Source organism: Succinimonas sp., from assembly GCF_045225735.1.
Lineage (GTDB): Bacteria > Pseudomonadota > Gammaproteobacteria > Enterobacterales > Succinivibrionaceae > Succinimonas.
The window spans coordinates 1-5,993 of record NZ_JBGVBR010000360.1; the positions used below are offsets into that span (position 1 = coordinate 1).

General features: G+C 52.9%; 5 protein-coding genes. All 5 read right to left on the bottom strand.

Going from position 1 to position 5,993, the window contains the following annotated elements; all coding sequences use genetic code 11:
* On the bottom strand, positions 1–1,777 hold a 1,777-nt coding region (locus ACJROR_RS12675), incomplete at its 3' end, for a zincin-like metallopeptidase domain-containing protein (protein WP_406547360.1).
* A gap of 10 nt (positions 1,778–1,787) precedes the next feature.
* Positions 1,788–2,423 (bottom strand): 3'-5' exonuclease, encoded by a 636-nt coding sequence (locus ACJROR_RS12680; protein ID WP_406547362.1) that lies wholly within the window; start codon positions 2,421–2,423, stop codon positions 1,788–1,790.
* The gene (locus ACJROR_RS12685; RefSeq protein WP_406547364.1) at positions 2,420–4,693 is read right to left on the bottom strand and encodes a DNA topoisomerase; all 2,274 of its coding nucleotides are present in this window, start codon (positions 4,691–4,693) and stop codon (positions 2,420–2,422) included. Before ACJROR_RS12685 ends, ACJROR_RS12680 begins: the two co-directional genes overlap by 4 nt.
* Before the next feature lie 9 nt (positions 4,694–4,702).
* On the bottom strand, positions 4,703–5,239 hold the full coding sequence (gene traF, locus ACJROR_RS12690; RefSeq protein ID WP_406547365.1) for a conjugative transfer signal peptidase TraF: 537 nt from the start codon (positions 5,237–5,239) through the stop codon (positions 4,703–4,705).
* Positions 5,229–5,993 (bottom strand): type IV secretory system conjugative DNA transfer family protein (locus ACJROR_RS12695; protein WP_406547367.1); only part of this gene is annotated, 765 nt, incomplete at its 5' end. The genes ACJROR_RS12695 and traF, both read right to left, overlap by 11 nt.

A 5,993-nucleotide genomic window follows, 5' to 3' on the forward strand; every position in this document is an offset into this window, starting at 1 on the left:
CAGTCTGTCCCCGGATCCCGGTATCTGACTCTCCCGGTAATACAGATTCTTCAGAAGATCGGGATCCTGCGTCATCCACCACCGGTATATCTGCATTTCCGGCTGATTCTCGTAATTCTGCTTCATGAACGCTGCCAGCGTTCCGATCCCCGACTCCTGAAAGATCCCGGGGTTCGGGACCATCTCCTGCTCTGTTCTCTCCCGCACGGTCTCCACGAGCTCCATCAGGAGTTTCCGGCTGTTCCTGGGCGTTTCGAGATTCCCCGTCCACGCGGCTACTGTTATCAGATCGTCCTGAAGGTTCTCCGGATTGTCCTCCCAGATGATCCGGAGCAGGGTTTCCATTTCCGTCATGTTGTCCTCCCATAGCTCGAACATCAGACTGCTGATGATCCGGGCTTCCGGCAGGCGATCCTGAAGAAGCTCCTCCGAGATGGTCTCCCAGCGAGTCTGCATGAGTTCCTCCGCTCCGGTTTTGTCCAGTCCCTTGCTGTAGTGCTGATTCAGGGTCTCCTGAAGGGCTTCGTGAATCTTCGTTTTGACTGTCTGTATGCTGCTTGCTTCCATTTCTGAATTCCCCATTCTGTTTTTGCTCATTCTGTTTTTGCAGAGTCTCAATCTGTTTCTGAAGATCTGCTATCGTTCTCTGTAATTCGGTAATTGCGGCATCGTTAGCATTGCCTGCGGTGACGCCGTTAACGGGATCGGTGGTAACGCCGGAATTTCCGCCGGCAGCATTGGGGGCATTGCTCTTTTCTGTTTGGCGAGAGGAAATTTCTTCCCGAAGGTCGGCATTGCTGCGGGGATGAACCTTTGAGGCCTCCTGCTGAGCTTTCTCGGCCAATCTGTTCTGAGCGGCCCTTTCCGCTTCCCGGAGATCATTTTCCCGGGCGTTCCGGAGCTCGGGATCGGAAATTTCCGAAACCACCTTCTCGGCGATTCTGATTGATGAACCGAGGGTCTCTTCCGGGAACCACTTGGCAAATTGCTCTCTGTTATCGGTAAATCTGATGAAGTAGCCGCGGGAGTCTCTTTTGGCGCCCAGTCTTTCGGCCTCAGGAGATTCGTCCAGGGGAACAATAAGCCGGATTTTGAGATCCTGATTGGTCTCCTTGTACTGATTGACGGCGATATTGGAGTGAATCATCTTCATGGAGGCGTCTGCGGCGGTTTCCGCTTCCTTGATCAGAAGCTCCTTCGTAACCTCCTTTTCGATATCAGGAAGATCCTTCACATATTCATTGGCCCATGCGTCAATGTACTGGGCGGAGGTCTGAATATACTGCACGGGGAAGCCGCTATTGACCATCATCTTGCAGGCGGTCATTTCGGCAATAACCTCCTCCCGGGCGTATTCGGGAGAATGCTTGCTGGTGATCTGTCCTATTGCTCCCTGCTGACTCCGGAGGTAATGGCTGATTTCATGAAAGAGCTGGTTATAAAACCTGCCGTGATCCCGGTAAAGTTCAGGATTGGCTGCCCGGGAAGGGATGGTGATTTTTCCGGTCTTGACGTTAAAGGAAAACCGGGAGGCCGTATCGTCCACCTCGAAAATGCTGGTGTTTTCCGTGTCAGGAGCACAGAAGCCGGAGACGTAGCTGTGAGCCAGAGACAGGTTGGTCTGATACGGCTCGCCGGATCTGTAAAGGCGTAATACCTGATCGGCTGCGGCCTCGCCGAAAACGGCGGTAACGGGGGCGCTGCTGTCAGCGGTCATTACCGGAGTGCGTGGCTCGAAATAGAGTGCAACATTAAGAAGTTCGAGAAAATTGCTCATTTTAAGTTCCTTATTTTCCGTGTTTAATGAAATCTAAGATGGCGTTAAATTCATGGCTCCTGGCAAACTCAGCGGCAGCGCTGATGTCATCGGGGAAAGAGCCGATCCCGATGGGTTCTGAGAGATTGAGAAGCTCGGAAGCTGTTTCCTTTGCGGCTGCGGCGCCGCAGTACAGATCCAAGACCATGCAGCCCCATGCGTCCTCCATGGCGTTATGAGACTTCCCCATGCGGTAGTGCGGGTAATGCTGCCGCACCTCGGGGGTATTCAGGGCGTCGGTCAGCTTCATGCGGGGTTTTTGCGCGATGCTCATAAACCGGGTCATGACGTCGTGAATGTCCGTGTTCTCAAAGAAACGGCAGAGAAAGGACGCGTCAAACTGAGCGTTATAGGCGGCGAAGATCCTGTCCCGGAATATGCTCCGAAGCTCGTTCTCCAGAGAATCGAGAGTCGGAGCGTCCTTCACCATTTCCGGGGTGATGCCGTTAATCAGCTGAGCCTCCTCCCACGATGCGTGGCGCAGGGGCCGCACATAGGTGCAGAGCTCCCAGTTTGCCGCGCTGTCGCATATGGCAATCTGGATCACCTCGTCGGTTTTCGGATCCAGTCCCGTGGTTTCTACATCAACGTAGCATTTTTCCTTCATTGCTTCTTTTCCTCGTTTATCATGGGCTTGCCGTTTGCATCCTTGAATTTAAGCTTGCAGTTCGGGTAACCGGAACAGCACCACCAGAAGGAGCCCTTCATGATCTTGCTGGCCAGCCGCATCAGCGGTTTCCCGCACCGCGGACACTTGTACTTGCTGTCCAGGGGGCGGTTTTCAAATTCAATGGAAAGGTTCTTTGATTCCTTCTTGTAGACGATTTTTCCGGAGAACACCTTGCCGGTTTTGAGACTCTTGAACTTTTTATCAAGCACCTTACCGGTTCCGGCTAAAGCGTTTTTAAGGTCGGTATCTGTCAGGCTGTAGGAAAACATCTCCTTGGAGAGCTTTACGCCGCATTCATCGCAGCACCAGCTGAACTTTTTGGAATACAGGGGTTTTCCGCATTCGGGACATTTAAAGTCCGTGGGAGTCCCCTTGTATTCTCCCGGCACATAGTTCTCCTTGGCCTTGGTGACTTCGGTAAGAACGAAGTCGCAGATCCTGCGTTCAAAATCATGCGGCTGGGCGCCTTCGGAGATCAGGCTGAGATCCCGTTCCCACAGGGCGGTGGTAACGGCAGAAGTAAGGGATTCGGAGACTTCTTTGAGAAGGTTCCGGCCTTCTGGAGTGCTCACAATGAACTTGCCTTCCTCCCGGATAAATTTCGCCTTCAGTTTTTCAATGATGGCGGCCCGGGTGGCGCTGGTTCCGATGCCGTCGCCGTCACGCAGGATCTTTTTGATTTCCGGATCGTCGATATACTGATAGACGTTAGCCATGGCCTTTATCAGAGATCCTTCGGTAAATTTCGGCGGGGCTTTTGTCCTTTTGGTCTGCGAGGATACCGAGAGGCATTTCACATGGTCGCCCTCCCGGACGGTCGGAAGCTCCTGAAGTTCCTCCTTCTCCTCCCCGCCGTCGTCATAGACGGCTTTCCATCCCTGATTTTCCGCCACGGTTCCCCGGGACTCGAAGGTGTAATTTCTGACCTGAGTTCTGATCACGGTTTTGCGAACCCGGGAAGCCGGATAAAACTGGGCAATGTAGTTACGGCATACCAGCTCGAAGATCTTTCGTTCATCCTCCCCGATCTGGGTAATGTCGGTTTCGCTGGGATCTGCCGCAACCGGGATAATGGCGTGGTGGGCCGTGGTTTTCTCCGTGTTCCATGTTCTGGAGTGTATGGAGGGATCCGCTCCCGCGATTTCCTTCGCAAGATCCGGAAGGAGCCTTTTGATGGTTTCCAGAACACCTGCGGCATCGGCATACTGATTCTCCGGAAGATATTTGCTGTCAGTGCGGGGGTAGGACTGAAACTTCATCTCGTAGAGAGACTGACAGAGCTCCAGCGTCCTTTTGGCGGAAAAACCGAATTTAGCGGAGGCCGCAGCCGTGATGTCGGCAAGATTGAGGCCCAAAGGCTGCTGAATCTCCTTCTCCTCGGAGGAATATGAGGTGATTTCGGAGTCCGCTCCGGAGCATTCCGCGGAGATTTTGTCGGCTACGCTTTTGTCAGTGAGTCTCCCTTCATGGTCAGTGCCTTCCTGTAATTCATCAGGAAGGAATATCCCCTTGTAGGCTCCGAAATCTGCCCAGAGCTCGTAATAATCGGCGGGTTTGAAATTCTCGATCTCAAGATCCCGGTCAGCGACCAGCTGCAACGTGGGAGTCATGACTCTCCCCACATTTGAGAGGTGATGATTGGCGATTGAGTAGGCCCGCGAAAGGTTGATGCCTACCAGCCAGTCGGCTCTTCTCCGGTACTCGGCAGCATTGCACATGCCCTGATAATCATCATTGGGCTTCAGATTGTTAAGGGCGTTCTCGATTGATTTCCGGTCTATGGCATTTGCCCAGTACCGCAGGTAGGTTTTGGGCTTGTTTGGTGATTCCCAGATAATTTCATCAATAAGGAGCTGCCCTTCTCTGTCGGGATCTCCGGCATTTATGACAACATCGGCTTTTCCGATAAGCTCTTCAATAAGCTCTGTCTGTTCGCGTTTTCCGGGATCCTTATTTAGGATCCACGTTTCCGGAAATACCGGAAGCTCCTCGAACCGCCACACCTTTTTGCCGTTCTTGCCCGTAGGAACGTCTGCCGGAGTATATTCATCAAGTCCGGCCATCTGATACATATGTCCGGAAGCCCAGGTAACGACGGTTTCAGCGCTGTCAGAGCATTTGATATAGCCGGTCTCGGTGGTTTTGATGCCGATGACCCCGGCAATAGCCCGGCCCACGCTGTTTTTTTCCGCAATAATAAGTCTCATTTCTGTCTCCTAAAACGTGATTGCCGGGGTGAGCCTGCTTACCACGTCGCTGGTACGGAGCAGGCCGAAATACCGGGAATCGAAGCTGTTAGGGCGATCCGTTAACACGAGAAGATCGCCGTCCGCTAATGTGCCCTCAAAAGACCACACCGGAAGAAGCCGCCCTTTTGAATCGGAGCTTTTGGCCCTGCTGTTGGGGATCAGGGTGTCATTTACGGTTATTCCGGAAGCCGTGGTTTTAACCGTGTCGCCCTCGCAGGCGGCCACGCGTTTGATTAAGGGAGTTACCCAGCATTGCCGGTCTCCGTCCATTAAATACCTGCGATTCAGGGCCTCCTCCAGAAGCGGAGTCTTTTCCGGACACAGGAGCACAATGTCACCGGCATGAAGCTTTGGGGATACCGGGTGCTTTCTGTAAAGCCCGGGAGGCATTGATGAAGTCCAGTTCTGCACGTAATGCTCTCTCGTATATGCGAGAGCCAGCATAGTCAGGCAAAACACGCCTGCGATGCCGCAGATATGAACTAGGGATGCCTTACTTTTCATCGGTGGATTCATACTTGTATTCGCCAAGCTCCTCTATGGTTTCAGGCAGCGGTTTGCCCTCAAATTTTGCGTTTTCGTTCTCTTTATCGGCTTTTTCCTCGGCGACAGTGGGGATTACCTTACCGGCGTCATATTCCTTAAGCTCCGGTTCTTCATCGTCAAAGGGGTTGTCATCCACTTCCGTGAATTGAGCCTTGGTTTCGGCTTTGAGATCTTCATTGGGGTCGTAGTCCCGATCCTTTGCCGCTATAAAATCGGAATTGTCCGGAGCCGCGATCCTTGAGCGATCCCTGAATACGCTGTCCATGAAATACAGGGGCTGCTTCCCGTAAATTGCCGGAAAACCCGCAACAAAAATCAGCATGTCCCCGGCCTCGATGATGTCTCCCTTGTCGTTCTTCTTAGGTGAAGGGAGCCTCATGCACTCATCAGGAGTCAGCAGGGGTCTCTGCACCTCCTGAATCGTCCGGGACGTTGAAACGTTGAAGCCGCTCCCGCTCTTCGTGATGGATTCCTTTACGATGGTTGTCTGTCCGGTAAGCTCGGAGAGGTATTTGGCCGTGTCCATGCGGTTCGGGGGATAGGCGTTTTGAATGTGGCAGTTAGACGTGATCGATTCTTCCTGTCCGTAGCCGCTCTCATTGGATTTAAGCTGAGAAAGATCCTGACAAATGAGGTAGCACTTGATGCCGTAACCGGCCACAAAGGCCAGAGATTCCTGCATTACGTCCAGCTTGCCCAAGGACGGAAATTC